Raw genomic sequence first — 17,110 nt, 5'->3', positions numbered from 1 at the left:
TCAGACGTCTTCGCGAACGCCCGGCGCGCGCCCAGCCCGCGCGCCGCGCGGAAACCGCAGCCAGAACGTGGTGCGGACGCCCGGCTGGCTGTCCACCCCGCATTGGCCGCCGTGACTGCTCATGATGGACTTCACGATCGCCAGCCCAAGTCCGGTGCCGGACGCGGAGTTGGACCGCGAAGGGTCGACGCGATAGAAGCGCTCGAAGATCCGCGCGGCATGTTGCGGCTGTATGCCCGCCCCGCTGTCGGTCACCGCGATCGTTACGCCATCCTCACTTTCGCCGCACTCGATAAAAACCGTCGAGCCTCGCGGCGCATGCGCCAACGCGTTGGAAAGCAGGTTGCTGAGGGCGCGCTGGAACAGCAACAGATCCGCCTGCACGTGCGCGCTGCCCCGCACTTCGATCAGCACGTCCACATCGGCCGCCATCGACTCATAAAAACCCGCTACCTGCTGTGCTTCCGCAAACGCATCGATCGTTTTGACGGCGACCAGCGTATCGGCATTCTCGGCTCTGGCCAGAAACAGCATGTCCTCGACCATCCGCGACAGCCGCTGATATTCGTCGATGCTCGACTCGATCACCTCGCGATACTCCCCCGACGAACGCGGCGCGGACAACGCCACCTGCGCGGCCGCCTGCAGATTCGTCAGCGGCGTACGCATGTCGTGCGCGAGATTCGAAGAAAACTGGCTCAGACGCGAGAACGATTCGTGCAGCCTCTGCTGCATGCCGTTGAACGCGTGCTCAAGTTCCTTGAGTTCACCCGCTGTGTCGAGTTCGGGAAGCGGCTGCGCGAGACGGCTCGACGACATCTTCTCCGCTCGCCTCGCGAGGCGCCGCAGTGGACTCAAGCCGACGAGCGCAATCCCATACGCGAGCGCGGCCGCGAGAATCACGCCGCTCACTTCGATCAGCACGATCGTCCATGCATGCGCGCGCAGCAACGCAATGTCGCGCGTCCGGTCGTACTGGATCATCACGCGCAGCGAAGTCCCCCCCTGAAGCGGGACCACCGCCACGAGGTAGCGGTAGCGCGTTGCGCGCGGCGCAATCAGCACGGGGGCTGCGCCCGTCACCGTCAGCAGCGGCGCGTACGGCTGGAAACCGACGGTCGTCAGCAGCGCCTGGTCCGCCATATCGAAGATGGCGAGATCCATGCTTTCGTGACCGTGTAACTGATCGAGCCAGAGTTCGGTGTTGCCGGCAACCTCGGCCGTCGACTGGAACTGCGCCATGTGCGTCTTCAATGCCGACATCGTGCTGTCCATCTGTTCCAGCGACGTGCTGTCGATCCGGCTTCGCAAAGCTTCGTAGAGCGCAACACCGCTGAGCGCGAGCACGACCGAGGTCGACAGGAAAATCAGCGCGGTGAGCCGGGAGCGCAGCGTGCGCGGCAAAAGTCTCGTCAGCATCAGTCGTCGCTGTCGCGCTGTTCCAGCACATAGCCCATCCCGCGCACGGTATGGATCAGCTTGGGTTCGTACGCATCGTCGACCTTCGAGCGCAGGCGCCGGATCGCCGAGTCGACGACATTGGTGTCGCTGTTGAAATTCATGTCCCAGACCTGCGACGCGATGATCGCGCGCGGCAGGATCTCGCCCTCGCGCCGCATCAGCAGCCAGAGCAACGCGAACTCCTTCGCGGTGAGCAGGATGGTATCGCCCTGCCGGGTGGCCTTGCGGCGCGTCAGGTCGAGTTCGAGATCGGACACCTTCAGTGTGTTGGTGTCGCGCGCGGCACCACGCCGCAGGATCGATTTGACGCGCGCAGTCAGCTCGACGAAGTCGAACGGCTTGGCGAGATAGTCGTCCGCGCCCAGTTCCAGGCCCTTCACGCGATCGCCGACATCGTCGCGCGCGGTCAGGAACAGCACCGGCGTCGACTTGCTGCGCCGCAAATTGGCCAGCAACGCCCAGCCGTCCTGCCCGGGAAGCATCACGTCGAGAATCAGCAGGTCGTAGTCTTCCGTTTCAGCCTGGTGCTGGCCGGTGATGCCGTCCTCCACCCAGTCGACGACATAACCGGCCTCGGTCAGCCCCTTGCGCAGATAGGCGCCGGTCTTTTGCTCGTCTTCCACAAGCAGTATCCGCATCGATCGTTACCTCGTAATCAGTCCAAGCCGGCGCAGCATCTGGCCGGGCACACCGTTGCGCAGGCGCGCGCCGAACGCGCCGCGCAGCGACACCGAATGGCACACGCGGTACAACACCGGCAGCACCAGCAGCGTGAGCGCCGTAGACGAGAGAATGCCACCGATCACGACGGTCGCGAGCGGACGCTGCACTTCCGCCCCGGTTCCCGTCGCCACCGCCATCGGCAGAAAGCCGAGCGATGCTACCAGCGCGGTCATCAGCACGGGCCTGAGGCGCGTCAGCGCACCCTCGCGGACCGCGACATCGAGACTCGCGCCTTCCTCGCGCAGATTACGGATGAACGAGATCATCACCAGCCCGTTGAGCACGGCCACCCCGGACAACGCGATGAAGCCGACAGCGGCGGTGATCGACAGCGGGATGCCGCGCAGCCACAGCGACACAACGCCGCCGCTCAACGCGAATGGAATGCCGGTGAACACGAGCAGACCGTCCTTCAGGTTGTTGAACATCACGAACAGCAGCACGAAGACCATCAGCAGCGCCAGCGGCACGACGAGCTTCAGGCGTTCGCTCGCGCTCTGCAACTGCTCGAACTGGCCGCCCCAGGAAACCCAGTAGCCGGCCGGCACCTGCACGTCGCGCGCGATCTGCTCGCGCGCATCCGCGACGAACGAGCCGACGTCGCGGTCGCGCACGTTCGCGCTGACCACCACCCGGCGCTTGCCGTCTTCGCGGCTGATCTGGTTGGGACCGGGCCCGACCTCGATCGTCGCGAGTTCGGCGAGCGGCACGTACGGCGCCTGCATCATCGGCCCACTGGCGCCCGCCGGCGCGGCGACCGGCAATGCGATCGGCAGGCGCTTGATCGCCTCGACATCCGAGCGCAATTCGTCCGGCAGGCGGACCACGATATCGAAGCGGCGGTCGCCCTGGAACAGCGTGCCGGCTTTCTGGCCGCCCACCGCGGCGGCGACCGCATCCTGCACTTCGGTGACGGTCACGCCGTAGCGCGCCAGTTTCTCCCGGTCCAGACCGATCGTCAGGACCGGCAGGCCGGTGGTCTGCTCGACCTTCACTTCCGCGGCGCCGGCGACCTTTTGCAGCGCAGCGGCGATCTTCTCGCCGGTCTCGTTCAGTACCGCCATGTCGTCGCCGAAGATCTTCACGGCGACGTCGCTGCGCACTCCCGAGATCAGTTCGTTGAAGCGCAACTGGATCGGCTGGGAAAACTCGTACGCATTGCCAGGAATTTCCGCGAGCACCGCCTCGATCTCCCTGATCAATTGCTCGCGCGGCTTGTTCGGGTCCGGCCAGCTGTCGGTCGGCCGCAGCATCACGTAGCCGTCGGACAGATTCGGCGGCATCGGGTCGGCGGCGATCTCCGCGGTACCGGTGCGGGCAAACACGCGTTCGATTTCGGGAATGCGCTGCTTCAGCGTGCGCTCGATGGTCTTCTGCATCTCCAGCGACTGCGACAGGCTGGTGCCCGGAATACGCAGCGCGGCGACCGCGAGGTCTCCTTCGTTCAGGCTCGGAATGAACTCGCTGCCCAGGCGCGTCACGAGGCCAAGCGTCAACGCGACGATCACCACCGCACCGGCGAGCACACGCTTTGGCCGCGCGATAAAGCGCGTCAGCACCGGCTCGTAAGCGCGCCGCGCCCAGCCCATCAGGCGGTTTTCCTTCTCTTCGACGCGCTCGCCGATGAACAGCGCGACCGCGGCCGGAATGAACGTGACCGTCAGCACCATGGCCGCGGCGAGCGCCATCACGACGGTCACCGCCATCGGATGGAACATCTTCCCTTCGACACCGGTCAGCGCGAAGATCGGCAGATACACCACCATGATGATCAGCTGTCCGAAGATCAGCGCGCGGCGTGCTTCCTGTGATGCGCGGAACACTTCGGCAAACCGTTCGTCGCGCGTCAGCGACCGGCCCGCCGCCGCCTGCGCGTGCGCGAGCCGCCTCACGCAGTTCTCCACGATCACGACGGCGCCGTCGACGATGATCCCGAAGTCGAGCGCGCCGAGACTCATCAGGTTCGCGCTGACCTTCGCGTTGACCATGCCGGTGAACGTCATCAGCATCGACAGCGGAATCACCAGCGCGGTGATCAGCGCCGCGCGAATGTTGCCGAGGAACAGGAACAGCACGGCGATCACCAGCACCGCGCCTTCCAGCAGGTTCCTTTTGACCGTCGAGACCGCTTTCTCGACGAGCACGGTACGGTCATAGACCGGCACCGCCCTGACGCCCGGCGGCAGCGAACGGTTCACCTGCTCCATCCTGTGCGCGACCGCCTTCGACACCGCGCGGCTGTTCTCCCCCATCAGCATGAACACGGTGCCGAGCACCACTTCCTGGCCGTTCGACGTCGCCGCGCCCGTGCGCAGTTCCCGGCCGATGTCGACCTGGGCCACGTCCCGCACGCGCACCGGCACGCCGCCCACGTTGGTCAGCACGATACTCGCGAGGTCGCCGACCGACCCCGCCTGGCCCGGCACGCGGACCAGATACTGCTCGCCGCGCTTCTCGATATAGCCGGCGCCGACGTTGTCGTTGTTGCGCTCGACCGCCCGCACGACATCGGCAAGCGTCAGCCCATACGACATCAGCTTGGTCGGATTCGGCGCGATCCGGAATTCCTTCACGTAGCCGCCGATCGAGTTGACTTCGGTGACGCCGGCGACATTGCGCAGTTGCGGCTTGACCACCCAGTCCTGCAATTCACGCAGATCCGCTGACGTGTAGCGCGTTCCGTCCGGCTTGCGCGCGGCGGCGTCGGCCTCGACGGTCCACAGATAGATCTCGCCGAGACCGGTCGAGGTCGGTCCCATCGACGGCGCGACGCCAGCGGGCAACTTTTCCTTCGCCTCCTGAATCCGCTCGTTCACGAGCTGACGGGCGAAGTAGATGTCCGTGCCGTCCTTGAAGATCACCGTGACCTGAGACAGGCCGTAGCGCGAAATCGAGCGCGTCTGGTCGAGATTCGGCAGGCCGGCCATCGCCGTTTCGATCGGGAACGTGATGCGCTGCTCGGCTTCGAGCGGCGAATAACCCGGCGCGGACGTATTGATCTGCACCTGCACGTTCGTGATGTCGGGCACCGCGTCGATCGGGAGTTTCTGATAGCTGAATACGCCGAGCGCGGCGGTCGCCGCAACCGCGAGCATCACGAGCCAGCGATGCGCGATCGCGAAGCGGATCAGTCGTTCAAACATGGAACGTTCCTATGAACTGGGTCGAAGCAGGCGGCCTGCGGAAGCGTCGCGGGCCGCGTTGAAAGCGGGGTCGTCGTCAGTCTTCTTCGACGCTGCCTTTGCCGAGTTCCGCTTTCAGCAGGAAGCTGTTGGCGGCGACGTATTGCTGCCCCGGCTTCAGTCCGGCCGTCACCTCGACGACGCGGTCGTCCTTGCGTCCGGTCTTGACGGCCTGGGCGACGAAGCCTTTCGGTGTCCGTACGAACACCGTTGGCGAGCCGTCGATCTCCTGAATCGCCTCGTCCGCGACAGCCACCGGAACGGCTTGCTGGCCGGCGTTGACGGTCACGTTGACGAACATGCCGGGTCGCCACACGCCCTGCGGATTGGTCAGCACGACACGCGCGGGCGCCGAGCGGGTCTGCTCGCCGAGCAACGCGCCCACGTAGGCGATGCGGCCCTCCGCGCTCGATTCGAACGCGGCCGCCTTCACCGTCGCGTCGCGACCGACGCGCACGTCGTTCAGATGCTGCGCGGGCACCGCCATCTCGGCCCACACGGTGGATAGGTCGGAGAGCGTGAATACGTTCGCATCCCCCGCGATCGCTTCGCCGGCCGTCGCATGCTTCTCGACGATCGTTCCGGCGAATGGCGCACGCAGTTCGTAACGGTTGAGCGGGCCGCCGTTGACAGAGGCATTCAGCGCCAGCAGCTTCTGACGCCCGGTCTGCACCGCGATCTCCGCTTCACGCAACTGAACCTGCGCTTGCAGATAGTCCTGTTCGGCGGAGATACGCTCCTGCCACAGTGTTCTTTCCCGTTCGTAAGCAGTCCTCGCGGCGGCGAGCCGGCGCTCCGCGGTCAGCAGTTCGCTGCGGCGGTCCGCGAGGTCTGTGCTCGCGATCACCGCAAGCAGCTGTCCTTTCTCGACGGTCTCGCCGATCGAAACCGCAACCCGTTCGACGATTCCCGCCACGCGCGGCACCACGTGGGCGGTGCGATCCTCGTTGAAGCGGATTTCGCCCGGCACCTGAAGCGTCGATTCGATTTGCGCCGGGCCGGCCTGGGCGAGCTCGATGCCGGCGCTCTGAATCTGCGCGGGCGTGAGGGCGATCAGGCCGTCGCTGCGGGACCAGTCGAACGTCGTCGCTTTACCCTGCGACGTCAGCGTGAACGATGCATCGAACACGTGCGGCTTCGCGATCGGCTCGACCGACCGGTAGCCGTTTGCCGAGCGCACGAAGCGCACGCTTTCGGTCGCGCCGTCGACACGCGTCAAGCTGCCGGAAAGCTGCGCGTCCGCACGAACCGGCCCGCCGTTCGCCTCGGGATAGACCACGAGGCGGGCATCGCCGGGCTTCTCTTCGAGTACGACCTCGAACGTATATTCGCCCGCTTGCGCGAGTGTCCCGCCATGCGATCCGAGACCCTCCGCCGTGGTTTCGCCGTTGCTCGCGGGCGTCGATGCCGACCCGGCGCCGGGCTGATTGCGCGTCAACGCATACACCGTCAATGCGGCACCCACCCCAATAGCGAGGGCCGCGGCGACGGCCACGATCTTTTTACGCGACATGTTGTTTCCTTCGGATTTACTGGATTGCAGGGGACGTACCGGCGGGCATCGGCATACCGACGAGACGGTAGAGCTCCGCATAGGCAACATGGACGCTGGCCAGCGACTGCACGTAGCGGGACTGCTGCTCGAACAGCGTGCGTTGTGCGTCGAGCACATCGAGAAAGCTGAATTTGCCGAGTTCGTAGCCGCGCGACATCGCATTCAATGCGTCGCGCGCGGCGGGCAAAACATCGGTCCGCAGACGCTTCGCCTCCAGAGCCGAGGTTTCGAACGTCGCGTACGTCTGGGTCAGTTCCATCCGCAGCGACGCCCTCTCGGCATCCATCGCGGCCGACGCGCTTTCCGCCTTGTGGGCCGCTTCGAGGATGGCGCCTTTGTTCGAATCGAACAGCGGCAACGGGATCGAAATGCCGACGACCGCCTGGTTGTCGGGCACACCACCGGTGACGACGCGCTTCATTCCGGCGCTGACGGTGATGTCGGGAATGCGCTTCGCGCGCTCGACGGAAATCGCCGCGTTCGCACGCAGCATCTGCGCCTTCGCCGCGCGCGCGTTCGGCGAATCGTCCAGACGCGACACGAGAGCACTGAGCGGTTCCGCGGATGGCACGTTTTCCAGATCGCCGACGACCGGGTGGCCCCGCAGCGCGTCACTGCCCGCTACGTTCTGAAGTCTCTCCAGCGCGGTCAGCACCCGCGTGCTGGCGTTGTCGCGTTCTATCTGCGCGCCTGCCGAAGCAACTCGCGCTTTGGTCGCCTCGACCGGCGACACCTTGCCCGCGCGGGCGCGCTTTTCCGCCATGTCGGCAGAGCGCGCGGCGATCCGCGCGGAGTCTTCGGCGACTTCGAGTTGGCGCTGTGCCGCCAGCAAGCCGTAGAACGCCGCAATGACCTGGGCGCGAAGCGCGGCGCCGCGGCCGTCGAGCGCGGCGAGCGCCGCTTCGCGGCCGTAGGCGGCGACGTCGAGCCGCGCGCCGCGCTTGCCGCCGAGTTCGATCGTCTGGTTCACGAGCGCGGTGCTCGTGCGCTCCATCCCACCGAAGCCTTCCTGCAGAAACGACAGACCGGGATTGGGACGAGCGCCAGCTTGCAGCAGCACGCCCGCCGATGCGTCGGCATCGGCGCGGGCGCCGCGCAGCGAGGGATTGGCCTGCGCGGCGAGGCCGAGCACGTCTTCGAGTGAAAGTGCACTTGGAGTACTTGCGTCGGGCGAATCGCCGTGCGTGGCAGTCAGCGATGTCGTCGCGAGCGGGGCGGCACTATCCGCGGACGGAACCGCCAGTTGCGCGGCCGCCGAGGAGGCGGTCGTCGCGAGGAGCAGCAGGGTCAACCAGCGTGGGAGCATGTCGAGACATAAGGCTTCATTGATGTGCGGCGATGCTACGGGCGCACCGCAGTGCAAACATGACGGCAATATGAGAATTCCGTCATCTGCGATTTGCGAACCGCACCCGGGTCCGACGCGCTAATTAGCCGGGAGCCTGAGCAGGCTTGAGAGAGGGGGAGTTTGTCGGGCGCGGAGTTGAATTGCCCGGAGGCGAATTTTGCGGTCGTGCATTGAACCGCACGCGGGTGCCCGGCAACACAAACCGCGTTACGGAAGGCCCCGCGACACGGCACAGGCCGTACGCAGCCGGCCCGGGACTATCGATGAGAAGGAGATGACAAGAATCTCACTTTCGCGTCATGGCAGGAATGGATGCGGCGCCCACACTGGGCCATCCTTTCCCACCCGTTCGATCCTCTGACGACGCGAGTCTTGCCGCGCCGCCGATCAGGGAATCGGGCTTTACAGACCGACCGCCGATGAACCGCCTGAGACTCCTGCTGCCCAGTTTCGCGACTGCGATCGCGTTGACGCTTGGCGGATGCGCTTCCGAAAGCCCGCTCAAGTCGGGCAGCGCTTCAACTCAACGTGTAAAAAAGCCGCTGCCCAAAAATCTGCTGCCGGGAGAGCAGATTGACTATGCGGGGCATCGCTGCGGTAGTCCTTATCTGCACGTAAAAACGCATCTTTGTCTTTTCCCGATACGTCGCAGCGGTCAGCAAGGGGCGCCGGCAGAGCCACGCGGCGCTCCTGCGCTACTCACTCCCCTACCTCGAAATCCATCAACGCCGAACTCACCGATTTCCCGTGCGCATCCAGCGCGAGCGAACGCGTGACGCCACCACCAAGCGCGTCGCCGAGCACGAAATTGAACGCGGCCAGATTCGGCAGTTCATGGCGCACTACCCCGCCGCGCACCACATCGCGCAAATGCGCTTTCACCCGCTCCGGCGTCAGCACCGCACGCAACCGGTCGTAATTGCGCGCGTCATAACAGATCACCGAAACATTCAGCGTATTGCCCTTGTCACCGGTGCGCGAATGCGCGAGTTCACGTAGTTTCATCTCAAGCCTCCACCAGCGAGAAAGCGGGCACCGCATGTTCGCGCGGCAGCAGCACCGATTGCACCGCGACCACCTCGCGCGCCGCCTTGGTCACGCCACCGCCGCCCGCCGGTCCATTCGTATAAAGCGTCTCGATTTCGTTGCCGATCCGCAGCGCTTCGTCGAGCGACGCGGTGCGGCCCGCCACGCGCACACGCACTTCATACGGCTCAGCGTAGCCCGCAGCCGCCGTCTCCCCGTGCAGCGAATTCACACCGATCAGATCGAAACGCAGTTCGCGAGTCGCGACACCGGTCAACGCAAGCCGCTCGCGCACGATCTCCAGCGCAAGCCGCGCACGCGCAACCGCGCCGGGGCCACCGTACGAAATCTGCCCTTCGCCGATATAGCCATCGAAATACGCAACCGACACCTTCAGCGTCCCAGTCCGCTCGCTCCCCTGCCCGCCGCTCACCCGCACGCGATCCGGCGCCTGCTGTTCGATCCGCACCTGCGAAAAATCGGCGACCACGTCCGGCTGCAAATAGCGGCGCGGATCGTGAATCTCATACAGCAGCTGCTCCTTGCAGGTCGCCTCGGTCACCTGCCCGCCGCTTTGCGCGAGCTTCGTAATCACAACCGATCCGTCACCCGCGACTTCCGCGATCGGAAAACCGAGCCGCGCCAGATTCGGCACATCCTTGAAGCCTGGGTCTGCAAAATATCCGCCGGTGATCTGCCCCGCGCATTCGAGCAGATGCCCGATCACCGTCGCCTGCCCCAGCGTCGACCAGTCGTCCATACGCCAGCCGAATTCATGGATCAGCGGCGCGACGAACAGCGACGGATCGGCAACGCGCCCGGTCAACACGATCTGCGCGCCGGCCGCCAATGCATCGACGATCCCGCTCGCGCCCAGATACGCATTCGCCGAAATCAGCCGCTCGCGATAGTCGCCCACCGCTTCACCCGATTCGACAAACTGAAACTCGCCCGCGCTCACCACGTCGAGCACGTCGTCGCCGGTCACCGCAGCGATCTTCAACCCGCTCAGCCCCAGTTCGCGCGCGATCTGCGCGGTCTTGCGCGCCGCCGCGAGCGGGTTGGCCGCGCCCATGTTCGAGACGATCCGCACGCCGTTGCGCGCCGCCGCGGGCAACACCGCGCGCATCCGCGCTTCGAGCAGCGGGTCGTAGCCGAGCGCCGGGTCCTTGCTGCGCGCCTGTTGCGCGATCGCGATCGTGCGCTCGGCAAGGCATTCGAACACGAGGTAATCGAGCTGGCCGTGCTCGGCCAGTTCGAGCGCGGGCTCGATGCGGTCGCCCGAATAACCGGCGCCGGCGCCGATGCGCACGACGCGTTGATCAGTGGCTGTCATGCTGGTCAATTCCGTTCAGTGGAACTCAGAGAGGAAAGATCCCGAGCACGACGCAGGCAATCGTCATCACGATCGACGCGCCGAACAGTAGGGGAAAAGTGAATTTCTGATGATCGGCCAGATCGATCCCGCACAGGCCGACCACGAGAAACGTGGCGGGCGTCAGCGGGCTGACCGGGAAACCGGTGGTCATCTGGCCGAGCAGCGCGGCCTGGCCGACGTGCACCGCGGGCACGCCGAGCTGTCCGGCGACTTCCGCGATCACCGGCAGGACCCCGAAATAAAACGAGTCGGGGTCGAACAGCATCGAGAGCGGCATCGACAGCAGCCCGAGCACGATAGGAATATGGCTCGCCATTGCCGGCGGCACGAAACCGACCGCGGCCTGCGCCATCGCCTTCAGCATCCCGCTGCCCTGCATTACGCCGGTAAACACGCCGGCCGCGAGCAGGATGCCGGCCATCATCAGCGCGGCGCGCGCATGCGCGTCGATCCGTTTGCGCTGCATGTCGACGTTCGGGTAGTTGACCATCAACGCGATACACAGGCCGACCATGAACATGATCGCGGGCGGAATCTTCTCGCCCATCACGACCATCGTGCCGAGCACGATCAGCGTCAGCACGATGTTGAACCAGAAATTGCGCGGCCGGCGCAGCGCCTGCTCTTCGGGCGTCAGCTCGCGCTTGGGCATCGGGATCGAACCGCTCGCCGCGCCGAGGCCGAGGCGCTTTTCTTCACGCCGGCCGAGCCAGTACGCCATCGAGAACACGAACACGAGGCCGATCGCCTGCACCGGAATCAGCGGATTGAACAGCGCCGAGATCGGCAGATGCAGCGACGCCGACGCGCGGATCATCGGTCCGGTCCACGGCAGGAAGTTGATGCCCGCCGCCATCGATACCGCCGCGGCCAGCACCCGCCGGTCCATCTTCAGGCGGTCGTAGAGCGGCAGCATCGCGGGAATCGTCACGAGGAAACACACCGCGCCGGAGCCGTCCAGGTGGATCAGCAGCGCGAGCAGCGTGGTGCCCATCACGATGCGCGTCGGTCGCGTGCCGACCGCCTTCAGGATGCGGTCGATGATCGGGTCGAGCGTGCCCGCGTCGGTGATCGTGCCGAAGTACAGGATCGCGAACACGAACATGCAGACGACCGGAGCGAGACTCTTCAGCCCGTCGAGCACGAACTTGCTGGTGTGCAAACCGAAGCCGCCGAGCAGCGACGCCGCGAGCGGCACGATGATCAGCGCGACCAGCGGCGACATCCGTTTCGACAGGATCGCGCCGAGCAGCACGACGATGGTGGCCAGCCCCAGTAACGGCAGCATGTCTTTGTCTCCAAGGTTGTTTTTTACTGGGATCGAGCGTAAGTTCGGCGCAGCGATAAAACAATTGAAATGAATTGATTGCAGCAATCACGAATCATCATGGATCTGAATCTACGGGATATCCGCGCGTTTATCGCGGTTGCGCAAACCGGCAGCTTCACGCGCGCCGCCGCGCGGCTGCATCTGTCGCAACCGGCGTTGACGGTGCAGATCCGGCGGCTCGAGGAGACCGTCGGGCTGCGGCTATTCGACCGCAACAGCCGCAACGTCGCACTGACCCCGACCGGCCGCGAGCTGCTGCCGGTGCTGCAGAAATCGCTGCACGACATGGAGCACGTGCTGCTCGATGCGCGCGCGCTCGGCGAAGGCGCGAGCGGCACGGTGCGGATCGCGTGTCTGCCCACCTTCGCCGCGAGCGTGCTGCCGGAACTGGTGCAGCAGTTGAGGAAGAGCGTGCCGCGGGTCGGCTTCGAGGTGCGCGATGTGGTCGCGAGTATGGTCAATGCGCTGGTGCGCAGCGAGGAGGCCGATATCGGGCTGACCGGCGGCGAGCTGAACGACAGCGGGCTCGAAGTGCTGCATACGAGCGTCGACCGGCTGGTCGCGGTGCTGCCGAAACAGCATCCGCTCGCGCGGCGGCGCCGGCCGCTGACGCTCGCCGATCTCGCCGCCGAACCGCTGGTGCTGACCGCGCAGGGCACCAGTGTGCGCGCGGTGGTCGATCGCGCGTTCGCCGCCGCGCAGTGCGCGCCGCGGATCGCCTGCGAGCCGACTTACATGATGAGCGCGGTCGCGATGGCGCGCGCCGGGCTCGGCGTGACGATCCTGCCGGCCTCGGCGCGCGAGGTGCGCGCGGAGCCCGAACTGGTCGCGCGGCCGATCGACGAACCGGCGTTCACGCGGCACATCGCGCTGATCCGCAAGCGCGGCCGGACCTTGCCGCCGGTGACCGAAACCTTCGTCGGGATGCTGATCGAGCGGCTCGGCGGCGACGGGGAAAACGAAGCGAAGCCGGCGACGTGATACAACAGCGGCTGCCGCATCCGCTCGCGATACCGTGATGCTCGCCACGACGCGCATGCCGGCGCCGTGCCGGCGCTAATCGGCGGCAAGCCCCCCCCGATCCCGAACCGCTACCCGCTCTCCGGAGTTCGCCATGCAGCCCTCCCCGCAGCAGCACGACGACACCCTCGAACACTTCACCGCGCACGGCGCCGCGCCATTGCCGCCGGCCGACGCGAGCGGCCAGCTCGACCACGACGGCGCCCGCATCTGGTACGCGACGTATAACGCGGAGAGCGCGGCAGGACCGGACAAAGACGCGAGCGCGGGCACGCCGGTCATCCTGCTGCACGGCGGACTCGGCCATAGCGGTAACTGGGGCTATCAGGTGCCGGCGTTGCTCGCCGCCGGGCATCGCGTGATTGCGATCGACAGTCGCGGCCACGGCCGCAGCACGCGCGACGCGCGGCCTTATAGCTACGAGTTGATGGCGTCGGACGTGCTGGCGGTAATGGATACGCTGCGCGTCGACAAAGCCGCGCTGGTCGGCTGGAGCGACGGCGCGTGCGTGTCGCTGGTGCTGGCGTCGCAGGCACCGGAACGCGTCGCGGGCGTGTTCTTCTTCGGCTGCAACATGGATCCGGGCGGCACCAGGCCGTTCGTGATGACCGAGGTGATCGAGCGCTGCTTCAGCCGGCATTCGCAGGACTACGCGAGCCTGTCGGCGACCCCGCACGACTTCGACAATTTCGTCGCCGCGGTCAGCGAAATGATGCGCACGCAGCCGAACTACACCGCCGACGACCTCGCCCGCATCGCAGTGCCGGTCGCGATCGTGCAAAGCGAGCACGACGAGTTCATCAAACCCGAGCACGCCGACTATCTGGCGCGCAGCATCCCCGGCGCGCAGTTGATCGTGCTGCCCGGTGTCAGCCACTTCGCGCCGCTGCAACGGCCGGCGCAGTTCAATCGGGCGATGCTCGATTTTCTGCGGCGGATCGCCGGCTAACGCCCGCCCGACACCGCTCCCTTCGTTCCGGATAACGCTCCGCTCGCGGCATAGGGCCGCAGGGCGCCGCTTTGCCTATTGCGGCAGCCCTATAAATTTCACGATACGAAACGATCCCGCGCGTCGTAAAAAATCATGTTGCGTGGCACAAATCGGCCATTTCACGATGTCGCCCCACGTTGCACATCGCAAAACGACCGTCGCAACACATTGTTTTTACAGTTACTTTTTTCGATAGAAGAAGTGTTTGACGCCCCTTTGCAGGCCGGGTCGCTGACGTAGACTCTTTCACAAGAGCACGCGCTTCACGCAGTCGGATTCGAGGGGGTCACCAGCCAGGCCCGCCCAAATCCCACAGATTGCAGCGAAGCCGTCACGAACCACGGTTTATCGATTGGCAACTTATTGGCAACTGGGAGACGACAAATGAAAGGCTTTCGCTTTGGTTCCACGCAAGGTGCGTTCTACATTCTGCCGGGTCAGGACGGCTGGGCAGCCACCTACGGCAACGAGACACTCGGTGAATTTTCGAGCCCGCAACAGGCCTGCGACGACCTCGCCCGCGGCCTGAGCTGCGAGCATCTGTCCGAGCTCGATACGTCGACGCTCGAGATTCCGGAAAAGCTCGCCGACTGGGAAATCGTGCACGTGTAAGGACAGCAGATGACCGATACGCACGTAGACGAACCCTCCGACGTACAAACGACAATGGCGCCTTTCGGCGCCATTGTCGTAGTTACAGCCTTGCTTGCTGCGGGGCTGAGTGCGTTGCCGCGGGTTTATCGCGTGTTCATCGACTCACGCGGTCCCCGAGCCTCAGGCCAGCGAGTCGACGATCGCGTTCAGCGTCGCGCTCGGGCGCATCGCGTTGCCGGTCAGCTCGACGTTCGGACGGTAGTAGCCGCCGATGTCCACCGGCTTGCCCTGCGCCGCGCCGAGTTCGGCGACGATCTTCGCTTCGTTGTCGGCCATCGCCTTCGCGACACCGGCGAACTGCGCCTGCAGCGCCGCGTCGTCGGTTTGCGCGGCCAGTGCTTCGGCCCAGTACATCGCGAGGTAGAAGTGGCTGCCGCGGTTGTCGATGCCGCCGACCTTACGCGCCGGCGACTTGTCGTTGTCGAGGAACTTGCCGGTCGCCTGATCGAGCGTCTTGGCCAGCACCTGCGCCTTCGGGTTGTGATACGTGGTGGCCAGATGTTCGAGCGACGCCGCCAGCGCGAGGAATTCGCCGAGCGAATCCCAACGCAGGAAGCCTTCTTCGACCAGCTGCTGCACGTGCTTCGGCGCCGAACCGCCCGCGCCGGTTTCGAACATGCCGCCGCCGGCCATCAGCGGAACGATCGACAGCATCTTCGCGCTGGTGCCCAGTTCCATGATCGGGAACAGGTCGGTCAGGTAGTCGCGCAGCACGTTGCCGGTGACCGAGATCGTGTCCTTGCCGGCACGAATCCGCTCGACCGAGAACTTCGCCGCTTCGACCGGCGTCATCACGCGGATGTCCAGACCGTTGGTGTCGTGGTCCTTCAGGTACTGCTCGACCTTCTTGATGATCTGCGCGTCGTGCGCGCGCGCCGCGTCGAGCCAGAACACGGCCGGCGTGCCGGTCGCGCGGGCGCGGTTGACCGCGAGCTTGACCCAGTCGCGAATCGGTGCGTCCTTGGTCTGGCACATGCGGAAGATGTCGCCTTCTTCGACCGCCTGCTCAAGCAGCACCGTGCCGGCTTCGTCGGTCACGCGGACCACGCCGTTCGCGGCGATCTGGAACGTCTTGTCGTGTGAACCGTATTCTTCAGCGGCTTGCGCCATCAGGCCGACGTTCGGCACCGTGCCCATCGTGACCGGATCGAATGCGCCGTGCTGCTTGCAGTCTTCGATCACCGCCTGGTACACGCCCGCGTAGCAGCGGTCCGGAATCACCGCCTTGGCGTCGTGCAGCGCGCCGTCGGCGCCCCACATCTTGCCCGACTCGCGGATCATCGCCGGCATCGACGCGTCGACGATCACGTCGCTCGGCACGTGCAGGCTGGTGATGCCCTTGTCCGAGTTGACCATCGCGAGCGGCGGACGCTGTTCGTATTGCGCCTTGATGTCGGCTTCGATCGCCGCGACCGTGTCGGCCGGCAGATCCTTCAGGCGTGCGTACAGATCGCCGATACCGTTGTTCGGGTTGAAGCCGACCTTGGCGAGCGCGTCGGCGTGCTTCGTGAGCACGTCCTTGTAGAACACCGAAACGACCTGACCGAAGATGATCGGGTCCGAGACCTTCATCATCGTCGCCTTCAGGTGCACCGAGAACAGCACGCCGTTGTTCTTCGCGTCGGCGATCTGCGCTTCGATGAAGCTGCGCAGCGCGTTCTTGCTCAGCACCGATGCGTCGATGATTTCGCCCGCCTGCACCGGCGTCTTCGCCTTCAGAACCGTGGTCGCGCCGTCGGCGGCCGTCAGTTCGATCTTCACGCTACCGGCTTGCGCGACCAGCGCCGACTTCTCGCTGCCGTAGAAATCGCCGCCGTCCATGTGCGCGACGTGCGACTTCGAGTCCGCGCTCCACGCGCCCATCTTGTGCGGATGCTTGCGCGCGTAGTTCTTCACCGACAGCGGCGCGCGACGGTCCGAATTGCCTTCGCGCAGCACCGGGTTCACCGCGCTGCCCTTGATCTTGTCGTAGCGGGCCTTGACGTCCTTCTCGGCGTCGGTGGTCGCGACGTCCGGGTACGACGGCAGCTTGTAGCCTTGGTCGCGCAGTTCGCCGATCGCGGCCTTCAGCTGCGGCACCGACGCGCTGATGTTCGGCAGCTTGATGATGTTCGCTTCCGGGCGCGTGGTCAGACCGCCGAGCTCAGCCAGATCGTCGGAAGCCTTCTGTTCCGCGCTCAGGTAGTCGGGGAATGCCGCGATGATGCGGCCGGCGAGCGAGATGTCGCGCGTTTCGACGAGCACGTCGGACGAGCGCGTGAACGCCTTGACGATCGGCAGCAGCGAGTAGGTCGCCAGTGCGGGCGCTTCGTCGGTCAGGGTGTAGATGATCTTGGACATGATTGGTGCTTGGCCAGGTAGTGTTAGACAGAGCGTTGGCAATCGGAGCCAGCGCAAAAGCGCGCCACGGCGGCGGCAACGGCGTCCGGAAAGCCGACGCGC

12 protein-coding genes are annotated in these 17,110 nt (G+C 65.5%); 3 read left to right on the top strand and 9 right to left on the bottom strand.

The genetic code is table 11. The features are described from left to right. The 8 genes from BTH42_RS06575 to BTH42_RS06540 form a co-directional block, all read right to left on the bottom strand. On the bottom strand, positions 1–1,419 hold the full coding sequence (locus BTH42_RS06575; protein WP_075297091.1) for a heavy metal sensor histidine kinase: 1,419 nt from the start codon (positions 1,417–1,419) through the stop codon (positions 1–3). Continuing rightward, on the bottom strand, positions 1,419–2,099 hold the full coding sequence (gene irlR, locus BTH42_RS06570) for a heavy metal response regulator transcription factor IrlR (protein ID WP_075297089.1): 681 nt from the start codon (positions 2,097–2,099) through the stop codon (positions 1,419–1,421). The genes BTH42_RS06575 and irlR overlap by 1 nt, the downstream gene beginning before the upstream one ends. Before the next feature lie 6 nt (positions 2,100–2,105). Beyond that, positions 2,106–5,327, bottom strand: a complete 3,222-nt coding sequence (locus BTH42_RS06565; RefSeq protein ID WP_075297087.1) for an efflux RND transporter permease subunit — start codon at positions 5,325–5,327, stop codon at positions 2,106–2,108. 76 nt (positions 5,328–5,403) lie between these two features. After that, entirely contained in the window at positions 5,404–6,879 is a 1,476-nt protein-coding gene (locus BTH42_RS06560) for an efflux RND transporter periplasmic adaptor subunit (protein ID WP_075297085.1), read from the bottom strand. Between the two features lie 16 nt (positions 6,880–6,895). Then, a complete protein-coding gene (locus tag BTH42_RS06555; protein ID WP_075297083.1) occupies positions 6,896–8,227 on the bottom strand; it encodes a TolC family protein in 1,332 nt (443 codons plus the stop codon). A gap of 741 nt (positions 8,228–8,968) precedes the next feature. Beyond that, positions 8,969–9,274, bottom strand: a complete 306-nt coding sequence (locus BTH42_RS06550) for a hypothetical protein (protein ID WP_075297081.1) — start codon at positions 9,272–9,274, stop codon at positions 8,969–8,971. 1 nt (position 9,275) lies between these two features. Continuing rightward, complete coding sequence (locus tag BTH42_RS06545; RefSeq protein WP_075297079.1) at positions 9,276–10,631, bottom strand: acyclic terpene utilization AtuA family protein; 1,356 nt, start codon at positions 10,629–10,631, stop codon at positions 9,276–9,278. Between the two features lie 25 nt (positions 10,632–10,656). Then, a complete protein-coding gene (locus BTH42_RS06540) occupies positions 10,657–11,961 on the bottom strand; it encodes a CitMHS family transporter (protein ID WP_075297077.1) in 1,305 nt (434 codons plus the stop codon). 99 nt (positions 11,962–12,060) lie between these two features. Here BTH42_RS06540 and BTH42_RS06535 point away from each other — a divergent pair, with 99 nt between their 5' ends. From BTH42_RS06535 to BTH42_RS06525, 3 genes are all read left to right on the top strand, one after another. Then, the gene (locus tag BTH42_RS06535) at positions 12,061–12,984 is read left to right on the top strand and encodes a LysR family transcriptional regulator (RefSeq protein ID WP_075297075.1); all 924 of its coding nucleotides are present in this window, start codon (positions 12,061–12,063) and stop codon (positions 12,982–12,984) included. A 133-nt stretch (positions 12,985–13,117) separates the two neighbouring features. Further along, positions 13,118–13,972, top strand: a complete 855-nt coding sequence (locus tag BTH42_RS06530) for an alpha/beta fold hydrolase (protein WP_075297073.1) — start codon at positions 13,118–13,120, stop codon at positions 13,970–13,972. Positions 13,973–14,398: 426 nt separating this feature from the next. Beyond that, the gene (locus BTH42_RS06525; protein WP_075297071.1) at positions 14,399–14,626 is read left to right on the top strand and encodes a hypothetical protein; all 228 of its coding nucleotides are present in this window, start codon (positions 14,399–14,401) and stop codon (positions 14,624–14,626) included. Positions 14,627–14,788: 162 nt separating this feature from the next. Here BTH42_RS06525 and BTH42_RS06520 read toward each other — a convergent pair whose 3' ends face one another. Then, positions 14,789–17,008: an NADP-dependent isocitrate dehydrogenase gene (locus tag BTH42_RS06520; protein WP_075297069.1), complete on the bottom strand. Its 2,220-nt coding sequence runs from the start codon at positions 17,006–17,008 to the stop codon at positions 14,789–14,791. Between the last annotated feature and the right edge of the window lie 102 nt (positions 17,009–17,110).

It is taken from the genome of Burkholderia sp. SRS-W-2-2016 (assembly GCF_001931485.1).
GTDB lineage: Bacteria > Pseudomonadota > Gammaproteobacteria > Burkholderiales > Burkholderiaceae > Paraburkholderia.
Note: the sequence above shows the minus strand (reverse complement) of the source record. Positions and strands in the feature narration are given on the sequence as shown.